This is a genomic window from Streptomyces sp. NPDC037290 (assembly GCF_055603245.1).
This window is the reverse complement of sequence record NZ_JBVJVZ010000006.1, coordinates 86,874-111,109: the sequence shown is the minus strand read 5'-3', so window position 1 is coordinate 111,109 and position 24,236 is coordinate 86,874. Positions and strand designations below refer to the sequence as shown.

At 70.7% G+C, this 24,236-nt stretch carries 20 protein-coding genes and 1 tRNA gene; 20 read left to right on the top strand and 1 reads right to left on the bottom strand.

Annotation, left to right across the window (positions count from 1 at the left end; all coding sequences use genetic code 11):
• Window positions 1–46 precede the first annotated feature (46 nt).
• The 5 genes from ACZ7HQ_RS22320 to ACZ7HQ_RS22300 all read left to right on the top strand — a co-directional run bounded on the left by ACZ7HQ_RS22320 (window position 47) and on the right by ACZ7HQ_RS22300 (window position 5,282).
• Entirely contained in the window at window positions 47–1,483 is a 1,437-nt protein-coding gene (locus tag ACZ7HQ_RS22320) for a DNA cytosine methyltransferase (RefSeq protein WP_470992555.1), read from the top strand.
• Between the two features lie 86 nt (window positions 1,484–1,569).
• Complete coding sequence (locus tag ACZ7HQ_RS22315) at window positions 1,570–2,472, top strand: bifunctional DNA primase/polymerase (protein ID WP_470992553.1); 903 nt, start codon at window positions 1,570–1,572, stop codon at window positions 2,470–2,472.
• The gene (locus ACZ7HQ_RS22310; protein WP_470992550.1) at window positions 2,469–3,500 is read left to right on the top strand and encodes an AAA family ATPase; all 1,032 of its coding nucleotides are present in this window, start codon (window positions 2,469–2,471) and stop codon (window positions 3,498–3,500) included. The genes ACZ7HQ_RS22315 and ACZ7HQ_RS22310 overlap by 4 nt, the downstream gene beginning before the upstream one ends.
• A gap of 133 nt (window positions 3,501–3,633) precedes the next feature.
• Complete coding sequence (locus ACZ7HQ_RS22305; protein ID WP_362617111.1) at window positions 3,634–3,804, top strand: helix-turn-helix transcriptional regulator; 171 nt, start codon at window positions 3,634–3,636, stop codon at window positions 3,802–3,804.
• Window positions 3,801–5,282, top strand: coding sequence for a tyrosine-type recombinase/integrase (locus ACZ7HQ_RS22300; protein WP_470992547.1), 1,482 nt, complete (start codon window positions 3,801–3,803; stop codon window positions 5,280–5,282). The genes ACZ7HQ_RS22305 and ACZ7HQ_RS22300 overlap by 4 nt, the downstream gene beginning before the upstream one ends.
• Window positions 5,283–5,422: 140 nt before the next feature.
• Here the strand turns inward: ACZ7HQ_RS22300 and ACZ7HQ_RS22295 are convergent.
• Window positions 5,423–5,494: transfer RNA gene (locus ACZ7HQ_RS22295), tRNA-Arg, on the bottom strand.
• Between the two features lie 387 nt (window positions 5,495–5,881).
• Between ACZ7HQ_RS22295 and ACZ7HQ_RS22290 the strand changes: the two genes are divergently transcribed.
• From ACZ7HQ_RS22290 to ACZ7HQ_RS22220, 15 genes are all read left to right on the top strand, one after another.
• Window positions 5,882–6,469: a response regulator gene (locus tag ACZ7HQ_RS22290; protein ID WP_470992544.1), complete on the top strand. Its 588-nt coding sequence runs from the start codon at window positions 5,882–5,884 to the stop codon at window positions 6,467–6,469.
• Between the two features lie 420 nt (window positions 6,470–6,889).
• Window positions 6,890–8,245, top strand: a complete 1,356-nt coding sequence (nrtL, locus tag ACZ7HQ_RS22285) for an ArgS-related anticodon-binding protein NrtL (RefSeq protein WP_470992541.1) — start codon at window positions 6,890–6,892, stop codon at window positions 8,243–8,245.
• 55 nt (window positions 8,246–8,300) lie between these two features.
• On the top strand, window positions 8,301–9,692 hold the full coding sequence (lysA, locus tag ACZ7HQ_RS22280; RefSeq protein ID WP_470992538.1) for a diaminopimelate decarboxylase: 1,392 nt from the start codon (window positions 8,301–8,303) through the stop codon (window positions 9,690–9,692).
• Window positions 9,693–9,861: 169 nt separating this feature from the next.
• Window positions 9,862–11,154: a homoserine dehydrogenase gene (locus tag ACZ7HQ_RS22275; RefSeq protein ID WP_470992535.1), complete on the top strand. Its 1,293-nt coding sequence runs from the start codon at window positions 9,862–9,864 to the stop codon at window positions 11,152–11,154.
• 6 nt (window positions 11,155–11,160) lie between these two features.
• A complete protein-coding gene (gene thrC / locus ACZ7HQ_RS22270; protein ID WP_470992532.1) occupies window positions 11,161–12,219 on the top strand; it encodes a threonine synthase in 1,059 nt (352 codons plus the stop codon).
• Between the two features lie 239 nt (window positions 12,220–12,458).
• Complete coding sequence (gene thrB / locus ACZ7HQ_RS22265) at window positions 12,459–13,376, top strand: homoserine kinase (protein ID WP_470992529.1); 918 nt, start codon at window positions 12,459–12,461, stop codon at window positions 13,374–13,376.
• Between the two features lie 404 nt (window positions 13,377–13,780).
• Window positions 13,781–15,757: a transcription termination factor Rho gene (gene rho / locus ACZ7HQ_RS22260; protein ID WP_470992526.1), complete on the top strand. Its 1,977-nt coding sequence runs from the start codon at window positions 13,781–13,783 to the stop codon at window positions 15,755–15,757.
• Between the two features lie 228 nt (window positions 15,758–15,985).
• Complete coding sequence (locus ACZ7HQ_RS22255; RefSeq protein WP_470993551.1) at window positions 15,986–17,719, top strand: trypsin-like serine protease; 1,734 nt, start codon at window positions 15,986–15,988, stop codon at window positions 17,717–17,719.
• Window positions 17,720–17,915: 196 nt separating this feature from the next.
• Window positions 17,916–19,052 (top strand): LCP family protein, encoded by a 1,137-nt coding sequence (locus tag ACZ7HQ_RS22250; RefSeq protein WP_470993548.1) that lies wholly within the window; start codon window positions 17,916–17,918, stop codon window positions 19,050–19,052.
• A 149-nt stretch (window positions 19,053–19,201) separates the two neighbouring features.
• Window positions 19,202–19,423, top strand: coding sequence for a 50S ribosomal protein L31 (gene rpmE / locus ACZ7HQ_RS22245; protein ID WP_030740744.1), 222 nt, complete (start codon window positions 19,202–19,204; stop codon window positions 19,421–19,423).
• Window positions 19,424–19,534: 111 nt separating this feature from the next.
• Window positions 19,535–20,611 (top strand): peptide chain release factor 1, encoded by a 1,077-nt coding sequence (gene prfA, locus ACZ7HQ_RS22240; protein WP_470992523.1) that lies wholly within the window; start codon window positions 19,535–19,537, stop codon window positions 20,609–20,611.
• A 51-nt stretch (window positions 20,612–20,662) separates the two neighbouring features.
• The gene (gene prmC / locus ACZ7HQ_RS22235) at window positions 20,663–21,508 is read left to right on the top strand and encodes a peptide chain release factor N(5)-glutamine methyltransferase (protein WP_470992521.1); all 846 of its coding nucleotides are present in this window, start codon (window positions 20,663–20,665) and stop codon (window positions 21,506–21,508) included.
• 61 nt (window positions 21,509–21,569) lie between these two features.
• Window positions 21,570–22,217, top strand: a complete 648-nt coding sequence (locus ACZ7HQ_RS22230; RefSeq protein ID WP_470992518.1) for an L-threonylcarbamoyladenylate synthase — start codon at window positions 21,570–21,572, stop codon at window positions 22,215–22,217.
• The gene (locus ACZ7HQ_RS22225) at window positions 22,214–22,894 is read left to right on the top strand and encodes an arsenate reductase/protein-tyrosine-phosphatase family protein (RefSeq protein WP_470992515.1); all 681 of its coding nucleotides are present in this window, start codon (window positions 22,214–22,216) and stop codon (window positions 22,892–22,894) included. Before ACZ7HQ_RS22230 ends, ACZ7HQ_RS22225 begins: the two co-directional genes overlap by 4 nt.
• A 70-nt stretch (window positions 22,895–22,964) precedes the next feature.
• Window positions 22,965–24,203 carry a serine hydroxymethyltransferase gene (locus ACZ7HQ_RS22220; protein WP_470992512.1) on the top strand — a complete coding sequence of 413 codons (1,239 nt, stop codon included), beginning with the start codon at window positions 22,965–22,967 and terminating at the stop codon, window positions 24,201–24,203.
• Window positions 24,204–24,236: the final 33 nt, after the last annotated feature.

The following is a 24,236-nucleotide window of genomic DNA, read 5'->3' as shown; positions in this document are numbered from 1 at the left end:
GCCCGCCCCGGCTCTCTTGTCCCTTCGACAGCACAGGAGATGAAGCGTGCTGACCTTGACCGATCTGTTCTGCGGTGCCGGGGGATCGTCCACCGGCGCCGCATCGGTGCCCGGCGTGAAGGTGCGCATGGCCGCCAACCACGCCCGCCACGCCGTCGACACGCATCAGGCCAACCATCCCGACGCAGATCATGACTGCGCCGATCTCTCCCAGGTGGACCCGCGCCGCTACCCCCGTACCGACATCCTGTGGGCGTCTCCGGAGTGCACCAACCACTCCATCGCCAAGGGCCGCAGGCGCGGCCACGGCGCCCACAGCGACGGCCTGTTCGCCGAGAGCGGCGTGGACGAAGCGGCAATCCGCTCGCGCGCCACGATGCACGATGTGCCCCGGTTTGCCGAAGCCCACAACTATCGGGCGATCATCGTGGAAAACGTCGTAGACGCCTACTGGTGGGGTGCTGAGCAGGCCCCCGGCGCCGCGTTCGATGCGTGGCTGCGCACCCTGCACGCCTGGGGCTACGAGCACCGCATCGTATGGATGAACTCCATGCACGCCGCCGCGTACGGGCCCGCGGCCCCGCAGTCCAGGGACCGCATGTACGTGGTGCTGTGGCGCAAGGGCGAGCGCATGCCCGACTTCGACAAGTGGACCCGCCCCGCGGCCGTCTGCCCGATGCACGGGCGGATCCGGGCCATCCAGGGATGGAAGACCACGAAGATGTGCACCCCCACCCGACCCTGGGGCCGCTACGGCAAGCACGCCCAATACGTCTGGCGCTGCCCACGGGTGGAATGCCGCAACACGGTCGTCGAGCCGGCCGTGCGCCCGGCCGCCGCGGTCATCGACTGGACACTGCCCGCACAGCAGATCGGCGAGCGCGGCAAGCCGCTGGCCGCGGACACGCTCCGCCGGGTCCGCGCCGGGTTCGCCGCCTACGCCGAGCCCCTCGCCGTGCCCGTCGAAGGCCGCGACGGCAAGCGCGCGGTGCCTCTGTCCGGCCCCCTGCGCACGGTGACCACGCGCAACGAAACCGGGCTCGCTCTCCCGCCGTACATGGTGGAACTGCGCGGGGGCGGATCCTCCCACCGCGCCATCAGCCAGCCACTGGCCACGGTGACCGCGGGCGGCAACCACCACGGCATCGTCACCGCCCCGGACCTGGTGGTGCCCTACTACGGCAACGGCACCGCCCGTCCGGCGAGCCGGCCCCTGCCCACGGTGACCACAGTGGACCGGCACGGGGCCCTGTACGGAGGCACCGTCGGCTCGGTCGAAGAGTGCCGGTTCCGGATGCTGGAGCCGCACGAGTACTCCGCCGCCATGGCCTTCCCCGACGGCTACCGCCTGCTGGCGTCCAGCAAGCGCATCGAGGTGCTGATGCTCGGCAACGCCGTCACCCCACCCGCGGCCCGCGACCTGGTCGCCATGGTCAGCGAGGCAATCACCGGCGAGGAACTGCCGCTCGCCAACGGCCAGTAGATACGCCCAGGGCGACCGCCTCTCACCACAAGACCACGGCCGCCCTGGCTCTCTTGTCCCTTCGACAGAACAGGAGAACCTCCAGCATGCCTCACCCGGATGGCTACGCCCAGCTCACCGCAGCGCTGGACGCTGCGTCGCGCGGCTGGCACGTCTTCCCCCTCATCCCCGGCGGCAAGCGGCCCGCCGTCCGCGACTGGGAGAACCGTGCCACCACAGACCCGGACCGCATCACCCGGTGCTGGACGCACGGCGCCTACAACGTCGGGATCGCCACCGGCCCCTCACGGCTGGTCGTCATCGACCTGGACACCCCCAAGACCCCGGACGACACCCCGCCGGCCGCTTGGGCCCTGCCCGGCGTGAGTGACGGCGCGTCCGTGCTCGCGGTGCTGTGCGAGCGCCACGGCCAGCCCTTCCCCTGCGACACCCACACCGTGCGCACCGGCCGCGGCGGTCTGCACCTGTACTTCACCGCACCCGAGGACGGCGAACCGCTGCGCAACACCGCAGGCGACAAGGGCAACGGGCTCGGCTGGAAGGTCGACACCCGCGCGGCAGGCGGCTACGTCGTCGCTGCGGGCAGCATCGCGTCCGGACGCCACTACACCTCCGTTCACGACGCCCCCGTCGTGCCCCTGCCCGACTGGCTCGCCACGCTGCTGCGTCCGGCGCCGCTGCCGCCGCAGCGACCGGTCACGGTCCCGCTGACCACCCGCGACCGGCGCGGCAAGTTCCTGACCGCCGCGCTCAACGGCGAGTTGGCCCGCGTCACCGGCTCCGGCCCGCACGAACACAACAACGCGCTCTACTACGCCTCCGTGGCCCTCGGACAGCTGGTCGCCGGGGGAGAACTGGACGCGCACGAGGTGACCGAGAAGCTCACCGAGGCCGCGCTCAGCGTGGGCCAGGGCGAGCGCGAGGCACGCCGCACCATCGCTTCCGGCCTGCGCGCCGGAGCCAACCGACCCCGGCAGGTCGCGGCATGACCGGCAACGCCATCCCCCCGCTGCACCTGTACTCCGTGCCCACCGACCCGCAGACGGCCCCTGAGACACCGCCGAAGCGGGAGCGGCCCCGCACGGCGTGGACCGCGGATCAGCTCATGGCCGCGGACTTCCCGGAGCCGAGGTGGGCTGTGCCCGGCATCCTCGCCGAGGGCGTCAACCTGCTCGCCGGTCCACCCAAGGTGGGCAAGTCGTGGCTGTCCCTCGGCCTGGCCCTCGCGGTAGCGGCCGGCGGTCACGCCTTCGACTCCGTCCCCGTCCAGGGCGGCCCGGTGCTCTACCTCGCTCTGGAGGACACCCCACGCCGTCTCCAGACCCGCATGGGAAAGATCCTGGGCGGGCAGGCTGCCCCGGCCGGGCTGACCCTGGTCACCGAATGCCCGCCCTTCCCCCAGGGCGGCAGCGACGCCATCGCCGGATGGCTGGACCGCAACCCGGACGCCCGCATGGTCGTCATCGACGTGTTCGCCAAGATGCGCGGCCCCGCCCCGCAGGGCGTATCCGCCTACGACGCGGACTATGTCGCCGTCGGCTACGCCAAGCGGCTCGCCGACCACTACGGCATCGCCGTGGTGCTCGTCCACCACGTCCGCAAGGCAGGCTCGGACGACTTCCTGACCGAGGTGTCCGGCACGAACGGCATCGCCGGAGCCGCTGACGCCACGCTCGTACTGAAGCGGGCCCGCGGGCAGGCGGACGGCATCCTGCACGTCACCGGACGCGACGTGGACGAAGCCGAGTACGCGCTCAGCTTCCAAGCCGCATCCGGCGCCTGGCAGATGCTCGACGGACCGGTCTCCGACCACACCATCGGCGACACCCGCGCGGCCATCCTGCGGTACGTCCGGGAGAACCCGGGCGTCCGGCCGCGAGACATCGTGGCCGCGCTGCCGGACATCGACGCGGACACCGTGCGCCGCTACTGCTCCCGCATGGCGGAAGCGGGACAGCTCACCAAGGGCGCCGGAGGCCGCTACTACCCGGACACCCCGCCCCCGGAGGTGTCCTAGGTGTCCGACTGTCCGATCACACCATCTGACCTGCACGAACAGACCGGACACCCTCAAACCCCCAGTGTCCGACTGTCCGACTCTCAGCCCGCCAACGAACCCAGGAAGGGAGTCGAACGTGGCGCGTGACGAAATGCTCACCATCTCCGAAGTCGTTGAGGAAATCGGCGTTCCTCTGTCGACCTTCCACCGTTGGCGCCAATTGAGGAAAGGGCCGAGGGCAATCAAGCTCCCGAACGGTTCCGTACGGATTCGTCGCTCCGAACTGGACCGCTGGATTGCCACGCTGGAGGAAACCGCGTGAACCACCGCACGACTGGTGCGAGTCAGGGCGCTCATGGAGGTGAGCGCCCTGACGGCAGCAAGGAACGCGTCTTCTCTAATGACGTCCGAGTGTGGGGCATCAGCAAGGTAAGAAGTAAGAGCGCTCCGTATCAACTCCGTTGGGCCGTCGCAGGTAAGCGCTGCTATGCATCGTTCGCCACCTCCACGCTTGCTGACAATCGCCGTTCAGAGTTGCGGCAAGCCATGCGTAGGGGTGAAGCGTTCGACGTGGAATCTGGATTGCCCGAGTCGGAAGTCCGGCGGGCGGAAGCGGCGGCTGCTCAGGTTGAACAAAAGCCGGATCCCACTTGGTGGGAGTTCGCGCGGGAGTTCATGAAGCGTCGTTGGCGCACGGCGGCGGCAAAGACTCGGGAGGGTTTCGCCGACAGCCTCGCGTCTGCGGCTCTGGGGATGATGGACGACAAGCCCGATACCCCGAACCTTCGACTCGTACGGCGGGCCGTCAGGTGGGCCGTGGTACCGGCTCACGAGAACGAGGAGCCCCCGCCGGACCTCGAAAAGGTCTGCGCGTGGCTCGCGGAGAACACCCGTCCGCTATCGGCTCTGAGGGAAACCGGCGTCGCCGAGGACGTCCATTACCGGCTGGCCTACAAGCTGGATGGCAAGTTGGCCGCCAAGGACACGTACAAGCGTCGTCGGCGCGGCTTCAACGCGGCCATGACCTACGCGATCCAAAAGGGGTACCTGGAGGAAAACCCGATCGCCGGGTTGGAGCGTTACGCCACTGCGGGCCGTGGTGCGATCGATCCGCGTGTGCTGATGAACGCAATGCAGGGACGGGAATTCCTGACGGCCGTCTCATATGTGGGATCCGTGCACCGAAACCGGGGAAGACGTTTGGTCGCCTTCTTCGGCTGCATCCTCTACGCCGCGATGCGCCCGGCAGAAGTCGTGGGGCTGCGACTGGAGGACTGCCACTTACCAGAAACGGGATGGGGTGTGCTCACCCTCCGGGAGACGCGCCCGGTGTCGGGCAAGAAATGGACCGACACGGGCCAGCGACACGACAAACGAGGACTGAAGATGCGGGACCCCGAGACAGACCGTCCGGTGCCGATTCCTCCCATCCTGGTGGCGATGCTCCGGGAGCATGTGAAGGAGTTCGGCACTGCGGCCGACGGCCGGCTGTTCCAGAACGAGCGTGGCGGCCTGGTGGGTACGTCCAGCTACTGGCGGGTGTGGCAGGAAGCTCGTCCTCTCGCCTTCCCGCCCCACAAGGTCGCATCGCCTCTGGCCCGGAAGCCGTACGACGGGCGGGCGACGTGCATAACGGACTGGCTCCGCTCCGGCCTCCCAGTGGCAGAGGTGGCCCGGCGCGCGGGCACCTCCCCGGAGGTCATCGACCGCCACTACGCGGGCTGTCTCGACAACAGCGAGGAGGAGAACAACAGAAAGATCGAAAAGGCCATGGGATGGGAGACGCCGGGCGCTGAGTGAGCCGTGCGTGGCTCACGCACTCCTCACGCACAACCAGTGAGAGAGAGTGAGAAAGGGCGGGAGTCAGTGAGACTGACTCCCGCCCTCTTCTGTCGGCATCCGCCCTGGTCAGCGCCTGATTTCTGCTGATCCTGGGCGAGTGCCCCCGGCAGGATTCGAACCTGCGCACACGGCTCCGGAGGCCGTTGCTCTATCCCCTGAGCTACGGGGGCGTGTCGGCTGCTGAGCTTTTCGCTCGCGGCGACGGGTAGAACACTAGCAGGTCCGGTGGGGTGATCAGGAACCCGTTTCTCTCGGCGGTGATCAAGATGGGCAACGGGTTCCCCGGCGCGGGGCGGAACTGCCCCCGCCCATCCCAGTCGCCCCTCCAGTCCAGTGTCGGCCCATGCGGTTCCTTAGTGTGGGACGGCCCGCTTCCCTGCGCCGGTGGGAACAATCCCCGCGTCCGATGGCCCCCCTGTGCACGGGCCCGCCAGCTCCCCTGCACCGGAGGAAGCGGTCGCCTGCCCCGGCAGCCAGCCCCTGTTTACGGGGCCCGTCGGACTCCCCCGCAAGGTGGAAGCGGTGCGCTGGGTGACCGTACGGGTCCCCTGTACGGGGTGGAAGTGGGGAAAACCCGGACGCGGTGGCCGGTCCGGACCTACTCTCGAGTTGTGCCAGGCGCCTCGGGTCGGGTGCTTGTTGTGGACGACAACAAGGTCATCCGGCAGCTGATCAGGGTCAACCTCGAACTGGAAGGGATCGAGGTCGTGACCGCGGCCGATGGTGCCGAGTGTCTGGACGTGGTGCATCAGGTGCGGCCCGATGTCGTGACCCTCGATGTGGTCATGCCCCGGCTGGACGGTCTGCGCACCGCCGCTCGGCTGCGCGCCGATCCCCGGACCCACCATCTGCCCGTCGCCATCATCAGCGCGTGCACGCAGTACGAGGTCGACACCGGTCTCGATGCCGGCGTGGACGCCTTCCTCGCCAAGCCCTTCGAACCCGCCGAACTCGTACGGCTCGTCAAGCAGCTCATCGAGCGGGGTGGTGGGGGAGAGGGGCGCGGAGGGGACGGAGGTCACCGGGGTGACGGTGGCGACGGGGACAGCGACGGGGACGGGGATGGGGATGGCGAGGGGGGAGACGACGGCGTTGGCGACGGGGTCACCGATGGCGTGTCGGGCGGGGTCTCGTACGGCGGCTAGCGCGGTGCCCCAGCAGTCCGGCTAGGACGGTGCCCCGGTAGACCGGCTAGCGCGGTGTCCCGCTGCCTGGTCAATGCGGCTGTTCCGGCGGCTCGGCCAGCACGGTGGTGGGCCCAGCGCGGCTGGTGGGCGTCCCAGGCCCGCGGGCTTTTGCAGCGCGTTCCGACGAAGCGTTCCAACCGGGCACACTTCAACGGAGCACATTCCAGCGGAGCCGAGCCCCCGGCGTCGCCCCGCCAGCCTTATCCCACCGGCCCCGCCCCGCCGACATCACTCCGCCAGCCTCACCTCGCCGGCCCCCCTCCGCCCCGCCGGCCTCCCCCGGTGAGTCCCACCCGGAGCTCCCCAACAAGTCCCCACCCCGTCCCACAGTAAGAACCACCTCCCCTACCCATCCCCTCCCTCCCCTACGCTTGTCCCGTGACTCCCGTCGAGCTGTCCCGCACCGTGCTGCGCGCGGTGCGTTGTGCTGTCGATGACGGGGAGCTGAGCGTGACCGTGCCCGAGCGGGTTGTGGTGACTGAGCCGGGGCCCGGAGGGTGCGGGGATTTCGCCACCAACGTCGCCCTGCAGCTCGCCCGGCCGGCCGGGTACCCGCCGCGGCGGGTCGCCGAGATTCTGCTGCCCCGGCTCGTCCGCGCCGACGGCATCCGGGACGTCGTCGTCACCGGGCCCGGGTTCCTGAACTTCAGCCTCGAGGCGCAGGCCGACCTGGTCACCGAGCTCGTGCGGGAGATCAGGGAACGTGGTGCCGCGTACGGGCACGGTGACGCCCTCGCCGGTCAGGTCGTCGCCCTGCGCGTGCCGTACGAGGTGCGGGCGGAGGTCGTCGCCGACGCCGTCGCGCGGATCGTGACCACGCAGGGCGGGCGGGCCACCGTCGAGCACGGGGAGCCTGTCAACCTGCGGCCCGTTCCCGCGCCGGAGGACCCCGCTCCGCTCGGTCCCGACGCCGCCCGGTGGGCCCTCCTCCACCCGGCCCCGCACGATCGGCCCCGGATCACCGCCGATCATCTGATCCAGCGGGAGAGCAATCCGCTGTTCCGGGTGCGGTACGCGCACGCCCGCATCAGGTCCCTCAGCCGCAACGCCGTCCGCCTGGGCTTCACCGCCGAGCCCGGCCCCGTGGGCACCGCCGAGCCCGGCCCCAGCCCCAGCACCAGCCCCGTGGGCACCGCCGAGCCCGGCCCCAGCCACTTGCGCATCGCCGAGCCCGGCCCCAGCCACTTGCGCATCGCCGAGCCCAGCCCCAGCCCCTTGGGCATCGCCGAGCCCGGCCCCTGGGGCGCCGTCGAACCGGCTTCCGTAGACGGAGCCGAGCCCCACCGCCCTGTGAGCGCAATCGACGCCGTCCCTGACCTCACCCCCACCGCCGCACACGCCCCCACGCCCGCACCCGCCCCCCTCAGCGCAACCGCCCCCACCGCCGCACAAGCCCCCACGCCCGCACCCGCCCCCACCGCCGCACACACCCCCACCCCCGCACACACCCCCCTCAGCACACCCGCCCCCACCCCCCGCCACCTCCTAACCCTCCTCGCCGACCACCCCCGCATCCTCACCGCGGCCGCCACCCACCGTGCCCCGGACCGGATCGCCCGGCATCTCGTCACCGTCGCCGATGCCGTGCTCCCCTTCCTGCCCTGCGTGCTTCCCTGTGGTGAGGAGAAACCCTCGGCCGCCCACCGCGCCCGGCTTGCCCTTGCCGAAGCCGCCGGGACGGTGCTGGCCGGCGGCCTGTCCCTGCTCGGTATCGACGCACCCGAACACCTCTGAGGGCCCCAGAGCTGATGCGCCCCCGGAGAGAGACAGAGAGTCTGAGAGTCACGTCATGAGCCGTTCCGCCCATCCCGCCGGGCCCCGTCACGCCGACGTCCTGCCCGAGGGGCACTACTCCGCGCCGCCCGCCGACCTCAACGCCCTGGACCAGAGGGTCTGGGCCCAGACCGTCGTGCGCAACGACGACGGGGTCGTCACCGTCGGCGGTATCGACGTCACCCGGCTCGCCGAGTTGTACGGCACTCCCGCCTACATCCTCGACGAGGCCGACTTCCGCGCGCGGGCGCGTGCCTGGCGTACCGCCTTCGGGGCCGACGCCGACGTGTTCTACGCCGGGAAGGCGTTCCTGTCCCGTGCCGTCGTGCGGTGGCTGAACGAGGAGGGGCTCAACCTCGACGTGTGTTCGGGCGGCGAGCTGGCCACGGCCCTGTCCGCCGGGATGCCCGCCGAGCGCATCGCCTTCCACGGCAACAACAAGTCGGCGGACGAGATCGAACGGGCCGTCCGCGCCGGTGTCGGGCGGATCGTGCTCGACTCCTTCCAGGAGATCGTCCGTGTCGCCCACATCGCGCAGGAACTCGGCAAGCGGCAGCGCGTGCAGATCCGGATCACGGTCGGTGTGGAGGCTCATACGCATGAGTTCATCGCCACCGCCCACGAGGACCAGAAGTTCGGGATCCCGCTCGCCGGCGGGCAGGCCGCCGAGGCCGTGCGGCGGGCTCTTCAGCTCGACGGGCTGGAACTGATCGGCATTCACAGCCACATCGGGTCGCAGATCTTCGACATGTCCGGGTTCGAGGTCGCCGCCCACCGTGTGGTCGGGCTGCTCAGGGACATCCGTGACGAGCACGGGGTCGAGCTGCCCGAGATCGACCTCGGGGGCGGCCTCGGGATCGCGTACACCAGTGACGACGATCCGCGTGAGCCGCACGAGATCGCCAAGGCGCTCACCGAGATCGTCACGCGGGAGTGCGAGGCCGCCCGGCTGCGGACCCCCCGTATCTCCGTCGAGCCGGGCCGCGCCGTCGTCGGCCCGACCGCCTTCACGCTGTACGAGGTCGGCACCGTCAAGCCGCTCGACGGGCTGCGCACCTACGTCTCCGTCGACGGCGGTATGTCCGACAACATCCGGACCGCGCTGTACGACGCCGAGTACAGCGTCGCCCTCGTCTCGCGCACCAGCGACGCCGAGCCGATGCTCGCGCGGGTCGTCGGCAAGCACTGCGAGAGCGGGGACATCGTGGTCAAGGACGCGTTCCTGCCGGCCGACCTGGCGCCGGGGGATCTCATCGCCGTACCGGCCACCGGTGCGTACTGCCGGTCCATGGCCAGCAACTACAACCATGTGCTGCGGCCGCCCGTCGTCGCCGTGAAGGACGGCGAGGCCCGGGTGATCGTGCGGCGTGAGACGGAGGAGGACCTCCTGCGTCTCGACGTCGGGTGACCGCAACGCAGGGAGGCCCCGGCAGGGGCGGAGGAAAAGGGTGGAAGATCTGCGGTCTTCCACCCCGCACAAATGAAATAGATGTCTCACGATCCGGACTAAGGGTAGAAACTGTCGTCCGGTGAGTGAGACTGGTCCAACCGTAGACGGTATGAGGAAACGAGGTCGGATGATGCGTACGCGTCCGCTGAAGGTGGCGCTGCTGGGCTGTGGAGTGGTCGGCTCAGAGGTGGCGCGCATCATGACGACGCACGCCGACGACCTCGCCGCCAGGATCGGCGCCCCGGTCGAGCTCGCGGGGGTCGCCGTACGGCGGCCGTCCAGGGTGCGTGAGGGCGTTCCGGCGGAACTCGTCACCACCGACGCCACCGCCCTCGTCAAACGCGGGGACATCGACGTCGTGGTGGAGGTGATCGGGGGGATCGAGCCCGCCCGTGCCCTCATCACCACCGCCTTCGAGCACGGGGCCTCCGTCGTCTCGGCGAACAAGGCCCTGCTCGCCCAGGACGGCGCCGCCCTGCACGCCGCGGCCGAGGAGCACGGCAGGGACCTCTACTACGAGGCCGCCGTCGCCGGTGCCATCCCGCTGATCCGGCCGCTGCGCGAGTCCCTCGCCGGCGACAAGGTCAACCGGGTGCTCGGCATCGTCAACGGCACCACCAACTTCATCCTCGACAAGATGGACTCCACGGGGGCGGGTTATCAGGAGGCCCTCGACGAGGCCACCGCGCTGGGGTACGCGGAGGCCGATCCGACGGCCGACGTCGAGGGCTTCGACGCCGCCGCCAAGGCCGCCATCCTCGCCGGGATCGCCTTCCACACGCGTGTGCGCCTCGACGACGTCTACCGCGAGGGCATGACCGAGGTCACCGCCGCCGACTTCCGCTCGGCGAAGGAGATGGGCTGCACCATCAAGCTGCTCGCCATCTGTGAGCGGGCCGCGGACGGGGGGTCGGTGACCGCCCGCGTGCACCCTGCCATGATTCCGCTGAGCCACCCGCTCGCCTCCGTGCGCGGCGCGTACAACGCCGTCTTCGTGGAGAGCGATGCCGCGGGGCAGCTCATGTTCTACGGCCCCGGCGCCGGCGGTTCCCCGACCGCCTCCGCCGTGCTCGGCGACCTCGTCGCCGTCTGCCGCAACCGGCTCAACGGCGCAACGGGGCCCGGTGAGTCGGCGTACGCCGCCCTGACCGTCTCGCCGATGGGCGAGGTCGTCACGCGCTACCACATCAGCCTCGACGTCGCGGACAAACCGGGTGTTCTCGCCCAGGTCGCGACCGTGTTCGCCGAGCACGGGGTGTCGATCGATACGGTGCGCCAGCAGGGCAAGGACGGCGAGGCCTCCCTCGTCGTCGTCACCCACCGGGCCTCGGACGCCTCCCTCTCCGGGACCGTCGAGGCGCTGCGCAAGCTCGACACCGTGCGGGGTGTCGCCAGCATCATGCGGGTTGAAGGAGAGTAACCAGCAATGACCCACCAGTGGCGCGGAATCATCGAGGAGTACCGGGACCGGCTGCCGGTTTCCGACACCACGCCGGTCGTGACGCTCCGCGAGGGCGGTACGCCCCTCGTGCCCGCGCAGGTGCTCTCCGAGCGCACGGGCTGTGAGGTCCACCTGAAGGTGGAGGGGGCCAATCCCACCGGCTCCTTCAAGGACCGCGGCATGACCATGGCCATCAGCAAGGCCAAGGAGGACGGCGCCAAGGCGGTCATCTGCGCCTCCACGGGCAACACGTCCGCCTCCGCGGCCGCGTACGCCGTGCGCGCGGGCATGGTCTCGGCCGTGCTCGTGCCGCGGGGCAAGATCGCGCTCGGCAAGATGGGCCAGGCCCTCGTGCACGGCGCGAAGATCCTCCAGGTCGACGGCAACTTCGACGACTGCCTCACCCTCGCCCGCTCGCTGAGCGAGAACTACCCGGTGGCGCTGGTCAATTCGGTCAACCCGGTGCGTATCGAGGGCCAGAAGACGGCCTCCTTCGAGATCGTGGACATGCTCGGCGACGCGCCCGACATCCACGTCCTCCCGGTCGGCAACGCGGGCAACATCACCGCCTACTGGAAGGGCTACAAGGAGTACGCCGCCGACGGCATCGCCACGGGGACCCCCCGGATGTGGGGCTTCCAGGCCTCCGGCAGTGCCCCGATCGTGCGCGGCGAGGTGGTCAAGGACCCGTCGACCATCGCCACCGCCATCCGCATCGGCAACCCGGCCTCCTGGCAGTACGCCCTGCGGGCCCGGGACGAGTCCGGTGGCGCCATCGACGAGGTGACGGACCGTGAAATCCTGCGCGCCTACCGTCTGTTGGCCGCGCAGGAGGGCGTCTTCGTGGAGCCCGCCTCCGCCGCCTCCGTGGCCGGTCTGCTGAAGGCCGCCGAGCAGGGCAAGGTCGACCCGGGGCAGCGCATCGTGTGCACCGTCACGGGCAACGGCCTCAAGGACCCCGACTGGGCCGTCGCGGGTGCCCCGCAGCCGGTCACCGTCCCGGTCGACGCGGCCGCCGCGGCCGAGCGCCTCGGCCTGGCCTGACTCCCGGGAAAACCCTGACAGGGTGCACAGGGGGCTTACGACACGCATCGTGCGCCTCCTGTGCGCCCTATGTCGCCACAGAACCTTCCTTCGATAGGCTGTACCGAACCCGCCCGTCGCATGTGCCTGGCATATGGCTGCGCACATGGGGACGTCGCGCCGTCTGCGCGGCCAGAGGGTCTTCACGTACGTATCGAATGTCTTCGACAGTCACGCAGCTCAAGGAGAGTCAACGAGCGATGGCCGGTCCAGCGTTCCGCGCCGCCGCCGTCCGGGTGCGCGTTCCCGCCACCAGCGCCAATCTCGGCCCGGGCTTCGACGCCCTCGGCCTCGCGCTGGGGCTCTACGACGACGTGGTCGTCCGGGTGGCCGACTCAGGGCTGCACATCGACATCGCGGGGGAGGGCAGCGAGACCCTTCCGCGTGACGAGTCTCACCTCCTCGTCCGCTCTCTGCGTACCGCCTTCGATCTGCTGGGCGGACAGCCCCGCGGCCTGGAGATCGTCTGCGCCAACCGCATTCCGCACGGCCGTGGCCTGGGCTCCTCCTCCGCCGCCATCTGCGCCGGCATCGTCGCCGCCCGCGCCGTGACCATAGGCGGCGAGGCCCGCCTCGACGACGCGGCACTGCTGGAACTGGCCACCGAGATCGAGGGCCACCCGGACAACGTGGCCGCCTGTCTCCTCGGCGGTTTCACCCTGTCCTGGATGGAGGCCGGCGCCGCCCGGGCGATCAGGATGGAGCCCAGCGATTCCATCGTTCCGGTGGTTTTCGTGCCCGGAAAGCCGGTCCTCACCGAGACCGCCCGCGGCCTGCTGCCGCGCACCGTTCCGCACGTCGACGCCGCCGTCAACGCGGGCCGTGCAGCCCTGCTCGTCGAGGCCCTCACCCGGCGCCCCGAGCTGCTGCTGCCCGCCACCGAGGACCGCCTCCACCAGGAGTACCGCGCCCCGGCCATGCCGGAGAGCGCCGCGCTGGTGGAGCGGCTGCGCACCGAGGGTGTTCCGGCCGTCATCTCGGGCGCCGGGCCCACCGTCATGGCCCTCGCCGACACCGGCACCGCCGCCAAGGTGGAGGCCCTGGCCGGCGCCGACTGGGCCGCCAACCGGCTGAGCCTGGACCTGCAGGGAGCGAGCGTGCTGCCGCTTGCGACCTGACACACGGTTGCCGGATTTGGAGAGGGGGAATGTTTGTTGGATCCGGTAGTGTTAATCTCAAGTCTGCACCCGACCCCACCATGGCGAGGTGCCTCGTGTCCCAGTCCGGGACAGACATTCTTCCGGGAGCCTCCCACGCCACTCCGTGTTCCGTACGCCGTACCTGGGCAGTACGTCGTATGCGGACACTGAGCAGGCCGCTGGGCACGCTCCGGAATCGGTGCTACCACGCCACGTGACACTGGGTGCCACGGCTCGCGGAAGCGCCAGTCACCGCACATTTCCTCCGCCGCTTTGGCGGACCACCGCCCCGGCACGGTCCACGGAAGACAGGACCGTAGCCGGACAGCACAACCGGTCGCCGAGCCAGACAGGCCGACGTCCGCTCCAGGGAAGGACCCTTCGTGAGCGACACCACCGATCTGATGGGCGCACGTGTCGAGGAGACCGCTGCCGCGCCCGCCACGGACGCCTCCGCGCCTGCCACCGGTGCCGGCTCCCGGCGGCGCCGCGGTACCGGCCTCGAGGGCATGGTGCTGGCCGAGCTGCAGCAGGTCGCCTCGGGCCTCGGCATCAGGGGCACCGCGCGGATGCGCAAGAGCCAGCTGATCGAGGTCATCAAGGAGGCGCAGGCCGCCGGGGGTGCCGCCCCCAAGGCCGAGACCGCCGCCGAGACCAAGCCCAAGCGCCGCGCCACCTCCAAGGCCCGTACGGGTGAGGCCGCCGTCGACGGCGAGAAGAAGGCCGAGGCCTCCGCCGAGCAGGCCGTGGCCCAGCAGCAGATCGAGATCCCCGGCCAGCCGGCCTCCGACGACGCCCCCACCGAGCGCCGTCGCCGCCGCGCCACCGCAGAGGCCGGCAGCCCCGCCGCGGGCAGCGCCGAGACGGTCGCCGCCGAGGCCAAGGCCGAGCCGAAGGCCGAGACCCCGGCCCAGCAGGGGGAGGCCAAGGGCGACGCCGGTGACGGCGAGGGCCGTGGCCGCCGTGACCGCCGCGAGCGTGGCCGTGACCGCGACCGTGACCGCGACCGCCGGGGCAAGGGCGACGACCAGCAGGGCGGCGGCCGTCAGGACCGCCAGCAGCAGGGTCAGCAGCAGGGCGGCCGTCAGGACCGCAACGCCGGCCCGCAGGACGACGACGACTTCGAGGGCGGTCGCCGGGGCCGTCGCGGCCGCTACCGCGACCGCCGTGGCCGCCGTGGCCGCGACGACATCGCCGCCGAGCCGCAGCTGGCCGAGGACGACGTCCTGATCCCCGTCGCGGGCATCCTGGACATCCTCGACAACTACGCCTTCATCCGGACCTCCGGCTACCTGCCGGGCCCGAACGACGTGTACGTCTCCCTCGCCCAGGTCCGCAAGAACGGCCTGCGCAAGGGTGACCACGTCACCGGTGCGGTCCGCCAGCCGAAGGAGGGCGAGCGCCGCGAGAAGTTCAACGCGCTGGTCCGCCTCGACTCCGTCAACGGCATGGCGCCCGAACACGGCCGCGGCCGCCCGGAGTTCAACAAGCTGACCCCGCTCTACCCGCAGGACCGGCTCCGCCTGGAGACGGACCCGGGCGTGCTCACCACCCGCATCATCGACCTGGTCTCGCCGATCGGTAAGGGCCAGCGCGGTCTGATCGTGGCCCCGCCGAAGACCGGCAAGACCATGATCATGCAGGCGATCGCCAACGCGATCACGCACAACAACCCCGAGTGCCACCTGATGGTCGTCCTCGTCGACGAGCGTCCGGAAGAGGTCACCGACATGCAGCGGTCGGTCAAGGGCGAGGTCATCTCCTCGACCTTCGACCGCCCGGCCGAGGACCACACCACGGTCGCCGAGCTGGCCATCGAGCGTGCCAAGCGGCTCGTCGAGCTGGGCCACGACGTCGTCGTCCTGCTGGACTCCATCACGCGTCTGGGCCGTGCGTACAACCTGGCGGCGCCGGCCTCCGGCCGCATCCTGTCCGGTGGTGTCGACTCGACCGCGCTGTACCCGCCGAAGCGGTTCTTCGGCGCGGCGCGGAACATCGAGGACGGCGGCTCGCTGACCATCCTCGCCACCGCGCTGGTGGACACCGGGTCCCGCATGGACGAGGTGATCTTCGAGGAGTTCAAGGGCACCGGCAACATGGAGCTCAAGCTCGACCGGAAGCTCGCCGACAAGCGCATCTTCCCGGCGGTGGACGTGGACGCGTCCGGTACCCGTAAGGAAGAGATCCTGCTCGGCAACGAGGAGCTGGCCGTCGTCTGGAAGCTGCGTCGCGTGCTGCACGCGCTCGACCAGCAGCAGGCCATCGAGCTGCTGCTCGACAAGATGAAGCAGACCAAGTCGAACGTCGAGTTCCTGATGCAGATTCAGAAGACGACGCCGACCCCGGGCAACGGTGACTGATCGCCGTTGAGGTGACCCTGGTCGTCTGAAGGGCCGCCCCTCGTCCGAGTGACGAGGGGCGGCCCTTCTGCGCTGAGAGGTACGGGAGCGCAACACGTGCCCCTTCCTTCTCACCTCTCCCTGGGGACCCCCTTGCTCAAAAGCCTGCCCGGCCGGCACAGACGTCGTCTGCGTCTCGGCCTCCCCCTCGGTGTCGCCGCTGTCGCCGCAGCCGTGACCGCCGCGCTGATGACGACCTCCGCCGGCGCCGCCACCGCGCTGCCGAAGCCCACCGCCCGGCCCGCCGTCAGCCAGCCCTCCCAGGCCACCCTGGAGAAGCGGATCGCGGGTGCCCTCGGTACCGGCACGCCGGCCGGCACCAGCGGGAGCGGCGCGGTCTCGCCGAAGGTCGTCGGCGGCAGCGACACCACCATCTCCTCGGCGCCCTGGATGGCCCAGCTCTGGTACTACGACGACAGGAACACCACTGACACCAGCGACGACGTCAGCTTCTTCTGCGGTGGCTCGGTCGTCTCACCGACGAAGATCCTGACCGCCGCCCACTGCGTCAGGAACGACAACAAGGACTACGACTGGCAGGCCCACGGCACCGTCGTCACGGGTACCGACCAGCTGCCCACCACCGACTCCACCGGCACCACGGACCTGCACGGCGGCCAGGCCACGGGCGTCCTGCGCCAGTGGTGGCAGCCGGGGTACGACCCGGTGGACAGGGAGGAGGGCAGGAACGCGAACGACCTCGCCCTGCTCACCCTGGCCGCCCCGGTCAAGGCCACGCCGATCCGCATGGTCACCTCCGGCGACACCGCCTCCTACGCCGCCGGCACCCAGGCCAAGGTCTACGGCTGGGGCCGTACCAGCTCCACCAGCGACGACATCTCCCAGACGCTGAAGACGGCCACGCTGACCGTGCACTCCGACAGCACCTGCTCCGGCGTCTACGACTCGGCCTTCGTCGCGGGGCAGATGGTCTGCGCGGGCACCCAGAGCGGCAGCGACACCGGTACCAGCGCGACCTGCAACGGTGACTCCGGTGGCCCGCTCGTGGTGGGCGGCCGGATCGCCGGAGTGGTCTCCTTCGGCATCCAGGACTGCGTGGCGAAGGGCTACTACAGCGTCTTCACCAAGGTGAGCGCCTACGTCGGCTCCGCCTTTCCCCAGATCGACGACACCAACCTGAGTACCTTCAACAGCAAGCCCGACGGCAGGGCCGACCTCTTCGTCCGGGAGTCCTCCACGAAGACCGGCTACGAGAAGGACTCCAGCGGCACCTCCTTCGGCGCCCGCGCCTCCTGGGGCAACTGGGGCGGCGCCAACCTGGTGCTGCAGACCGACCTCGACCGGGACGGCTTCCAGGACCTGGTCTACCGGGTCAGCTCCACCGGTGACGTGTACTGGGAGCACTTCGTGCTCAACAGCGCCCGTACGGACGGCTCCTGGGCCGACACGAAGATCTTCACCGGCTGGAAGACCCGCACCCGGATCATCGCGCCGGGCGACGTCACCGGTGACTACCTGCCCGACATCCTCTCCGTCGACTCCGGCGGCACGCTGTGGATCTACCCCGGCAAGGGCAACGGCACCTTCGGCACCCGCTACTCGGTCCGCACGGGCTGGAACCAGTACAACTCCCTGCGCGGCCACGGCGACCTCACCGGTGACGGCAGGCCCGACCTGCTGGCCCGCCAGTCCAGCACCGGCGACCTGTACCTGTACGAGGGCACCGGCAAGTCCGGCTCCGAGGCCTTCTCCAGCCGGATCAAGGTGCGCAGCGCATGGACCGGCTACAACGCCTTCGACGCGGTCGGCGACGTGAGCGGCGACGGCAGGGCCGACTTCCTGGCCCGCACCCCCGGCGGCACCCTGTACCTGTACAAGGGCACCGGAAAGGCCACAAGCGAGATCTTTGCCACAAGGGTTTCCGTCGGCACCGGTTTCCAGGCCTACGACCTCTGGGGCTGAATCCGCAGGTGAGCGCTGTGCAGCCGCACGGAGCGACTACACAGAGTGCCCGTCGCCGTACGCGATGGGCACTTTGCGTTGTGCAACTCTTTCCCGAGTTTCTCCGTCTGACCCTGCGGAGCGACGATGGAGCGGTACTGACCGCGCCTGACCCTGAAAGCAGGGGGTATCCGACCGACGAGACCTAGGAGCGATGTTGTCCGCCCAGAGCACGCCGGAGCCCGTCATACCCGAGCCGGGCGCGACCGGATTCGGCCCGCGAGGCAGGGGCCGCCGCCGCAAGGCCCGCAGCAGGAGCCGCAAGGCCCTGCTCGCCACGGCCTGGACGGCCGCCGGTGTGGTCGTACTGGGCGGTGCGGGCGCCGGTTACCTGTACTTCAAGCTCAACGGCAACCTCAAGAGCGTCGACATCGACCAGGCCCTCGGCAACGACCGCCCCTCGAAGATCGACAACGGCTCCGAGAACATCCTGGTCCTCGGCTCGGACAGCCGCTCCGGCTCCAACAAGAAGATCGGCGGCGGCACCGACGACGGCAGCGCCCGCTCCGACACGGCGATGATCGTCCACGTCTACGAGGGCCACAGGAAGGCCTCCGTGGTCTCCGTCCCCCGGGACACCCTCATCGACCGCCCCGCCTGCACGGACACCAGGGGCACCCGGCACCCGGCCGCGTCCGGCGTGATGTTCAACGAGTCCTACGGCACCGGCGGGGCGGCCTGCGCGGTGAAGACCGTCGAGTCGATCACCGGCATCCGCATGGACCACTACCTCGAGGTCGACTTCGCCGGCTTCCAGAAGCTCATCGACGACCTCGGCGGTGTCCCGGTCACCACGACCAAGAGCATCAAGGACCCGCAGAGCCACCTGGACCTGGCGGCCGGCCCCCACACCCTGAACGGGCAGCAGGCCCTCGGCCTGGTCCGCACCCGGCACGGCGTGGGCGACGGCTCCGACCTGGGCCGCATCCAGCTCCAGCAGGCCTTCGTCAAGGCGCTGCTCGGCCAGGTCAGGCACGTCGGCGTCTTCACCAGCCCCAAGAAGCTGTACGACCTCGCCGACACGGCCACCAAGACCGTCACCACCGACTCCGAGATCGGCTCGGTCAACTCCCTGATCGACTTCGCGAACGGCCTCAAGGGCATCGGCGCGAAGCACATGACCATGATCACCATGCCGGTCCGGTACGACCCGTCCAACCTCAACCGGGTCCTCCTGCAGAAGTCCAAGGCCCAGCTGGTGTGGAACGCCCTGAAGAACGACCGCCCGATCCCGCGGTCGGCCACCGAGGGAACGGCCACGGGCGAGGCCAAGGGCGTGGTCGACGCCCCGTAGGGGGCGCGGCCGGCCCCGGGGAATAGATGACAGTGGCCCCCGGTTTTGGGGGATGGCCCCAGTCCTGGCAGACTGGTACGTCGGCTCCGGTTCACGCTCCCGCACCCCGCGGCGGCGACCCGGCGCCCTCCCGAAACCTAGGAGACACCTTGAAGCGCGACATCCACCCCGCGTACGTCGAGACGCAGGTCAGCTGCACCTGCGGCGCGTCGTTCACCACCCGCAGCACCATCGAGTCCGGCACCATCCGGGCCGAGGTCTGCTCCGAGTGCCACCCGTTCTACACGGGCAAGCAGAAGATCCTCGACACCGGTGGCCGTGTGGCCCGCTTCGAGGCCCGCTTCGGCAAGGCCGCCGGCTCCAAGAAGTAGCGAGCCCCATTTCGCCGGTCCACGGTCACGCCCCCGCCGGGGTGTGCCCGGGACCGGCGTTTTTGGTCGCCCGCCCTTCCCTTCACCGCAGTAGCAGTACAGGAGCCCAAGATGTTCGAGGCCGTCGAGGAACTCGTCGCCGAGCACGCCGATCTGGAGAAGAAGCTCGCCGACCCGTCGGTCCACGCCGACCAGGCGAACGCGCGCAAGCTGAACAAGCGCTACGCCGAGTTGACCCCGATCGTCGCCACGTACCGCTCCTGGAAGCAGACCGGTGACGACATGGAGACCGCGCGCGAGCTCGCCGCCGACGACCCCGACTTCGCGGCCGAGGTCAAGGAGCTGGACAAGCAGCGCGAGGAGCTGACCGAGAAGCTGCGGCTGCTGCTGGTCCCGCGTGACCCGAGTGACGACAAGGACGTCATTCTGGAGATCAAGGCGGGCGCGGGCGGCGACGAGTCGGCCCTGTTCGCGGGCGACCTGCTGCGCATGTACCTGCGCTACGCCGAGCGCGTCGGCTGGAAGACCGAGATCATCGACGCCACCGAGTCCGAGCTCGGCGGCTACAAGGACGTCCAGGTCGCCGTGAAGACCAAGGGCGGCCAGGGCGCCACCGAACCCGGCCAGGGCGTGTGGGCCCGGCTGAAGTACGAGGGCGGTGTGCACCGCGTCCAGCGCGTCCCGGCCACCGAGTCCCAGGGCCGTATCCACACCTCCGCCGCCGGTGTCCTCGTGACCCCCGAGGCCGAGGAGGTCGACGTCGAGATCAACCCGAACGACCTGCGCATCGACGTCTACCGGTCCTCCGGGCCCGGCGGCCAGTCCGTGAACACCACCGACTCCGCGGTGCGCATCACCCACCTCCCGACCGGTGTCGTCGCCTCCTGCCAGAACGAGAAGAGCCAGCTGCAGAACAAGGAGCAGGCTCTGCGTATCCTGCGCTCCAGGCTGCTCGCCGCGGCGCAGGAGGAGGCCGAGCGGGAGGCCGCCGACGCCCGCCGCAGCCAGGTCCGCACGGTCGACCGCTCCGAGAAGATCCGCACCTACAACTTCCCGGAGAACCGCATCTCGGACCACCGCGTCGGCTTCAAGGCGTACAACCTGGACCAGGTCCTGGACGGCGACCTCGACTCGGTCATCCAGGCCTGCGTCGACGCCGACTCGGCGGCGAAGCTCGCCGCCGCGTAAGACACGTACGCACGTACGAGCGCCAGTACGAGTACGACACGGAGGACTCGCGTGAACCTGCTGCTCGCGGAGGTGGCCCAGGCCACCCAGCGGCTGGCCGACGCCGGCGTGCCCTCGCCGCGCACCGACGCGGAGGAGCTCGCCGCGTTCGTGCACGGCGTGAAGCGCGGTGAACTGCACTCCGTGAAGGACGCGGACTTCGACGCCCGGTACTGGGAGGTCATCGCCCGGCGCGAACAGCGCGAGCCGCTGCAGCACATCACCGGCCGGGCCTACTTCCGCTACCTGGAACTCCAGGTGGGCCCGGGCGTGTTCGTGCCCCGGCCGGAGACGGAGTCCGTGGTCGGCTGGGCCATAGACGCCGTACGCGCCATGGACGTCGTCGAGCCGTGCATTGTCGACCTGTGCACCGGCTCCGGAGCGATCGCGCTGGCCCTCGCCCAGGAGGTCCCGCGCTCCCGCGTGCACGCCGTGGAGCTGTCCGAGGAAGCCCTGGTGTGGACGCGGAAGAACGTGGCCGGGTCCAGGGTGGACCTGCGCCAGGGCGACGCGCTCAGCGCCTTCCCCGACCTCGACGGCCAGGTCGACCTGGTCATCTCCAACCCGCCGTACATCCCGCTGACCGAATGGGAGTACGTCGCCCCGGAGGCCCGTGACTACGACCCGGAGCTGGCGTTGTTCTCCGGCGAGGACGGCCTCGATCTGATCCGGGGCCTGGAACGCACCGCACACCGGCTGCTCCGCCCCGGCGGGGTCGTCGTGATCGAGCACGCCGACACCCAGGGCGGCCAGGTGCCGTGGATCTTCACCGAGGAGCGGGGCTGGGCCGACGCGGCCGACCATCCGGACCTCAACAACCGCCCCCGGTTCGCGACCGCCCGGAAGGCGCTGCCGTGACCGGCCCGACGGCAGTGTTTTCTGAAGTCCCGCATTACGTGTACGAGGAGGCCCGCTAGACATGGCACGGCGATACGACACCAACGACGCGACCGACCGCGCGACGGGTCTGCGCGAGGCCGCGTCCGCCGTCCGCCGGGGCGAGCTGGTGGTGCTGCCGACCGACACGGTGTACGGCATCGGCGCCGACGCGTTCTCCTCCGAGGCCGTCGCCGACCTGCTCGCCGCCAAGGGCCGGGGCCGCAACATGCCCACCCCTGTCCTGATCGGCTCTCCGAACACCCTGCACGGCCTCGTCACGGACTTCTCCGAGCCGGCCTGGGAGCTGGTCGACGCCTTCTGGCCGGGCGCCCTCACGCTGGTCGCCCGGCACCAGCCGTCCCTCCAGTGGGACCTCGGCGACACCCGTGGCACGGTGGCCGTCCGCATGCCGCTGCACCCCGTCGCGATCGAGCTGCTGACCGAGGTCGGCCCGATGGCGGTCTCCTCCGCCAACCTCACCGGACACCCGGCGCCGGAGGACTGCGACGCCGCGCAGGAGATGCTCGGCGACTCGGTCTCCGTCTACCTGGACGGCGGCCCGACCCCGGGCAACGTCCCGTCCTCCATCGTCGACGTCACCGGCCCCGTGCCGGTGCTGCTGCGTGAGGGCGCGCTGTCGCCGGACGAGCTGAGGAAGGTCGTACCCGACCTCGAGGTGGCGAATTGACGGCCCCTGAGGCGGGGCGTGGCATAGGCAACGACGAACGTGCCGCGGAGATCACGACGACCTTCGTCGGGCTTCCGCGCGACACCTTCCGCATCCTCCACGTCAGCACCGGCAATGTGTGCCGCTCGCCCATCACCGAGCGGCTGACCCGCCATTTCGTCGCGGAGCGGCTCGGCGTGCTCGGCGGCGGGCTGATCGTGGAGAGCGCGGGCACCTGGGGCCACGAGGGCGCGCCGATGGAGGCCAACGCGGAGGCCGTGCTGGCCGACTTCGGCGCGGACGCCTCCGGCTTCTTCGGCCGGGAACTCCTCGACGAGCACGTGATCAGGGCCGACCTGGTGCTGACGGCCACGCGGGACCATCGCGCGCAGGTGATCTCGATGGGCCACTCGGCGGGCCTGCGCACCTTCACGCTGAAGGAGTTCACCCGCCTGGTCCGCGCGATCGACCCGGCCACGCTGCCCCCTCTGGAGGACGGCGTGGTCCTGCGCGCCCGCGCGCTGGTGCGTGCGGCCGCGGCTCTGCGCGGGTGGCTGCTCGCCCCCACGGCGGAGGCGGACGAGGTGTACGACCCGTACGGCGCCCCGCTCACGTTCTTCCGGTCGATCGGCGACGAGATACACCAGGCGCTGGATCCCGTGGTGACGGCGCTGACCGGGGTCGCGGCGCGGGCGTAGGCGGCGCGCGCCCGGCGCGGCCCGGGCCTACATTGGGAACACGTCACCGTCGACCGCCCGGGAGCCCGCCATGTCGGTCACCCCTATCCTCGAGACCGACGTCCTGCGGCGACAGGACCCGGCGATGGCCGAGATCCTGCTGGCCGAACTGGCGCGGCAGTCCACGACCCTGCAGCTGATCGCCGCCGAGAACTTCTGCTCGCCGGCCGTGCTCGCCGCCCTCGGCTCGCCCCTCGCCAACAAGTACGCCGAGGGCTACCCCGGTGCCCGGCACCACGGCGGCTGCGAGATCGTCGACGTCGCCGAACGCGCGGCCATCGACCGGGCCAGGGAACTCTTCGGCGCCGAACACGCCAACGTCCAGTCCCACTCGGGCTCCTCGGCCGTGCTGGCCGCCTACGCCGCCCTGCTGCGCCCCGGTGACACCGTCCTCGCCCTCGGCCTGCCCTACGGCGGTCACCTCACCCACGGCTCGCCGGCGAACTTCTCCGGGCGCTGGTTCGACTTCGTGGGGTACGGGGTGGACGCGGAGACCGGTCTCGTCGACCACGACCAGGTGCGGCACCTGGCCCGGGGCCACCGGCCCAAGGCGATCGTCTGCGGGTCCATCGCCTACCCCCGGCACTTCGACTACGCCTTCTTCCGCGAGGTCGCCGACGAGGTCGGGGCCTATCTGATCGCCGACGCCGCGCACCCGATCGGACTGGTCGCCGGTGGCGCGGCGCCGAACCCGGTGCCGTACGCCGACATCGTGTGCGCGACCACCCACAAGGTGCTGCGGGGCCCGCGCGGCGGGATGATCCTGTGCGGGAACGAGCTGGCCGAGCGGGTCGACCGGGCGGTGTTCCCGTTCACCCAGGGCGGCGCGCAGATGCACACGATCGCCGCCAAGGCCGTCGCGTTCGGCGAGGCGGCGACCCCGGAGTTCGCCGCGTACGCCCATCAGGTGGTCGCCAACGCCCGGGTGCTGGCCGGTCACCTGGCCGCCGAGGGCCTCGCCGTCACCACCGGCGGCACCGACACCCACCTGATCACCGCCGATCCCGCCCCGCTCGGCGTGGACGGCCGTACCGCACGCGGCCGGCTCGCCGCCGCGGGGATCGTCCTGGACTGCTGTGCGCTGCCGCACGGCGACGGCCGCGGGCTGCGCCTGGGCACGGCCGCGGTGACCACACAGGGCATGGGGGAGGCGGAGATGGTGCGGATCGCGGCGCTGACGGCGGCCGTGCTGCGGGGCGAGACCGAGCCGGTCGCGGCCCGGGACGAGGTGCGCTCCCTCACAGACGGCTTTCCGCCGTATCCCGCCTGAACGGGGGTAGGCGGGTCCCGTACACCCGGATGT

Excerpts from the sequence above, each read along its gene's own strand:
- thrC (WP_470992532.1), top strand. The coding sequence starts at position 11,161 with ATGACCCACCAGTGGCGCGGAATCATCGAGGAGTACCGGGACCGGCTG.
- ACZ7HQ_RS22315 (WP_470992553.1), top strand. The coding sequence starts at position 1,570 with ATGCCTCACCCGGATGGCTACGCCCAGCTCACCGCAGCGCTGGACGCT.
- ACZ7HQ_RS22305 (WP_362617111.1), top strand. The coding sequence starts at position 3,634 with ATGCTCACCATCTCCGAAGTCGTTGAGGAAATCGGCGTTCCTCTGTCG.
- ACZ7HQ_RS22275 (WP_470992535.1), top strand. The coding sequence starts at position 9,862 with ATGATGCGTACGCGTCCGCTGAAGGTGGCGCTGCTGGGCTGTGGAGTG.
- ACZ7HQ_RS22220 (WP_470992512.1), top strand. The coding sequence starts at position 22,965 with ATGTCGGTCACCCCTATCCTCGAGACCGACGTCCTGCGGCGACAGGAC.
- prfA (WP_470992523.1), top strand. The coding sequence starts at position 19,535 with ATGTTCGAGGCCGTCGAGGAACTCGTCGCCGAGCACGCCGATCTGGAG.
- lysA (WP_470992538.1), top strand. The coding sequence starts at position 8,301 with ATGAGCCGTTCCGCCCATCCCGCCGGGCCCCGTCACGCCGACGTCCTG.
- thrB (WP_470992529.1), top strand. The coding sequence starts at position 12,459 with ATGGCCGGTCCAGCGTTCCGCGCCGCCGCCGTCCGGGTGCGCGTTCCC.
- ACZ7HQ_RS22310 (WP_470992550.1), top strand. The coding sequence starts at position 2,469 with ATGACCGGCAACGCCATCCCCCCGCTGCACCTGTACTCCGTGCCCACC.
- ACZ7HQ_RS22255 (WP_470993551.1), top strand. The coding sequence starts at position 15,986 with ATGACGACCTCCGCCGGCGCCGCCACCGCGCTGCCGAAGCCCACCGCC.
- ACZ7HQ_RS22230 (WP_470992518.1), top strand. The coding sequence starts at position 21,570 with ATGGCACGGCGATACGACACCAACGACGCGACCGACCGCGCGACGGGT.